Annotated in this window: 2 protein-coding genes and 1 pseudogene; 2 read left to right on the top strand and 1 reads right to left on the bottom strand. The window is 64.0% G+C overall.

What is annotated here, in order from left to right:
* Positions 1-40: 40 nt before the first annotated feature.
* Positions 41-1,543, top strand: a pseudogene (locus AC1D0P_RS24165) (GH36-type glycosyl hydrolase domain-containing protein); the annotation flags it as partial.
* Here AC1D0P_RS24165 and AC1D0P_RS24170 read toward each other — a convergent pair.
* A complete protein-coding gene (locus AC1D0P_RS24170) occupies positions 1,540-1,929 on the bottom strand; it encodes a hypothetical protein (protein WP_477679056.1) in 390 nt (129 codons plus the stop codon). The pseudogene AC1D0P_RS24165 and the gene AC1D0P_RS24170 sit on opposite strands and share 4 nt — an antisense overlap.
* A gap of 162 nt (positions 1,930-2,091) precedes the next feature.
* Here AC1D0P_RS24170 and AC1D0P_RS24175 point away from each other — a divergent pair, with 162 nt between their 5' ends.
* Positions 2,092-2,664 carry an ABC transporter ATP-binding protein gene (locus tag AC1D0P_RS24175; protein ID WP_477679057.1) on the top strand — a complete coding sequence of 191 codons (573 nt, stop codon included), beginning with the start codon at positions 2,092-2,094 and terminating at the stop codon, positions 2,662-2,664.
* Positions 2,665-2,743 lie beyond the last annotated feature (79 nt).

A 2,743-nucleotide genomic window follows, 5' to 3' on the forward strand; every position in this document is an offset into this window, starting at 1 on the left:
GATTTATAGCTAGCAAACGCTGGACGAGGTCAAGGCTTATTGGTCCGGCCTGCTGGGCAAGCTGCAGGTGCGAACGCCCGACCCGCTGTTCGATGCCCTGGTCAACCGCTGGCTGCTCTACCAGACGCTGGCCTCTCGCCTGTGGTCCAAAGCCGGCTTCTACCAGGCTGGCGGCGCCTTCGGCTTTCGCGACCAGTTGCAGGATGCCATGGCCTTCGCCGTCATCGAGCCCGACCGCCTGCGCCGCCAGATTTTGCTCAACGCCTCACGCCAGTTCCCGGAAGGCGACGTGCAGCACTGGTGGCACGCGCCCGGCGGCGAAGGCGTGCGCACGCATTTCTCTGATGACCTGCTGTGGCTGCCCTATGCCTGCGCCTGGTATGTCGCGGTGACCGGCGACGCAGCCATCCTCGACGAAGAGGTCGCCTTCATTGACGGGCCGGCGATCCCCGAAGGCGCGGAAGACGCCTACTACGCGCCGCAAACCAGCACGCAAAGCGCCACGCTGTTCGAGCACTGCGCGCGTACCCTCGACAAGAGCCTGTCCACCGGCGCCCACGGCCTGCCCCTGATGGGCACCGGCGAYTGGAACGACGGCATGAACCGTGTGGGCCATGAAGGCCGCGGTGAATCGGTGTGGCTGGCCTGGTTTTTGTGCCGTGTGGTGCAGGACTTCGAACCGCTGGCGCGCGCGCGCGGCGACACCCGCCGTGTCGACAGCTGGCTGGCCGCGCGCCAGGGCTGGATCAGCGCCTTGCACAAAGACGGCTGGGACGGCGCCTGGTTCCGCCGCGCATTTTTCGACAACGGCGCGCCGCTGGGCTCCGCCGCCAACAGTGAATGCCGCATAGACCTGATCGCCCAGGCCTGGGCCGTGCTGTCCGGCGCGTCCACCGATGAGTTCACGGTGCCCGCGATGCAGGCCATGAATGAACAGCTGGTCGATCCCGAGGCCGGCCTGCTGCGCCTGCTCACGCCGCCGCTGCAGCACTCGGCCGACAACCCCGGCTACATCCAGGCCTACCCGCCCGGCGTGCGCGAAAACGGCGGCCAGTATTCACACGCCGCCGTCTGGGCCATGATGGCCCAGGCCGCCACCGGCGACGCCGAAGCCGCCTGGGAGAGCTTCCAGGCCCTGAGCCCCGCCCACCGCAGCGAACACCCGCTGCGCGGCCCGGCCTACGAACTGGAGCCCTATGTGATGGCCGGCGACATCTACGGCAGCGCCCCTTACGTAGGCCGCGGCGGCTGGAGCTGGTACACCGGCTCGGCCGCCTGGCTGCACCGCGCGGCCATCGAAAACATCCTGGGCCTGCGCGTGCAGCAGGGTGAACTGTCGCTGTCGCCGTGCGTGCCGGCGCACTGGCCGTCGTTTGAGATAGCCCTCCAAGTGCAAGGCCGTGCGCTGACGATTCGCTGGCAGCGGGGTGATGTGGCGTCTGGAGAAGGGTTTCAGGCGGATCGCGTGATCGCGCCCGGACAGGTCGTGTTGCTCGCGGAGTTGCCGGGAAGGGCCCAACTACTGGTACAAGCCGCGGCCTAATTCATGGCCCGGTCAGGTGGGTGTGCCGCAGCTGATCGCCAGCGGATGGGTATGGCTTTATTGCGGTAAATCGCAATCATCCAGAAGAGAAGTCCGAGCGCCATACCAATGAGCACAAATGGGACGGCAAAAAACACCGCAAACGGCCCCGTCATCAGTGCAAAGGGCACGGCGCAAAGCAGCCCAAGAACACCTCCCGCGCTGGAGATGTCACGGCAACTGGGCGCTTTGTTCTTGCTGAAGTAGTAGAACAAGGGGACCGCTCCCACCACACAAACCACCGCCATGACCGCGGACACGAAGAAGTTCAGCGAGCCATGTTTCCATAAGAAAAAAATCGGCAGCACGCTTATGCAAGCAAGAAAGCCCAAAATAACACGCCACATGATTTCGCCTCGATTTAAATACTGCAATTACCGGATCGGCACCGTATTTTTACAATGGCCAACTACTTCACCTAAACAGGGCAACCCATCAAATCCCCATCCATTGTCGCGCCTGCGGTTCTCATCACTGAAAACCTCAGCTTCCACTATCCCAATCCCAAGGTGGAGCTTTTCTCCCAGCTGTCCATCACCATCCCACCCGGCGTCACGCTGGTGCAAGGCGGCGACGGGCGCGGCAAGAGCACCCTGCTGCGCCTGATGGCGGGCGCCCTGGCTGCGGATGCGGGGCAGTTGCAGCTGAACGGTGTCTCACTGAAACAGCAGCCCGAGGCCTATCGCCGGCAGCTGTTCTGGATGGAACCGCGCAGCATCGATTTCGACCAGCTCACGCCGGTGCAGTTCTTCGCATCGCTGGGTGGCCGCTATCCGGGCTTTGATGAGACGCTACTGGAGCCCTTGGTCGAAGGCTTGGGGCTGGAGCCACACATGGATAAAAAGCTCTTCATGCTGTCCACCGGGTCGAAGCGCAAGGTCTGGCTTGCGGCGGGGTTTGCCTCAGGTGCCGACCTGTTGCTGCTCGACGAGCCGTTTGCCGCGCTCGATGCGCCCTCGATTGCGTTTGTTAAAGAGCGGCTGCAGGGTATTTCGGCGGACTCGAGCCGGGCGGTGGTGATGGCGGATTATGGTGCTCCGGCTGGAGTGGAGCTGGCAGGTTTGGTCGACCTGGGCGACTGATTGAAGCCGAGTCTTGCTCCGGCGGGGCGCGCTCTTCTAAGTTCTGTTGGCCGGGGGTAGCCCGGCGGCTACTCACTTT

It is taken from the genome of Polaromonas sp. P1_G2 (assembly GCF_056405515.1).

Coding starts and splice junctions, on each gene's coding strand:
- AC1D0P_RS24170 (WP_477679056.1), bottom strand. CDS start 1,929: ATGTGGCGTGTTATTTTGGGCTTTCTTGCTTGCATAAGCGTGCTGCCG.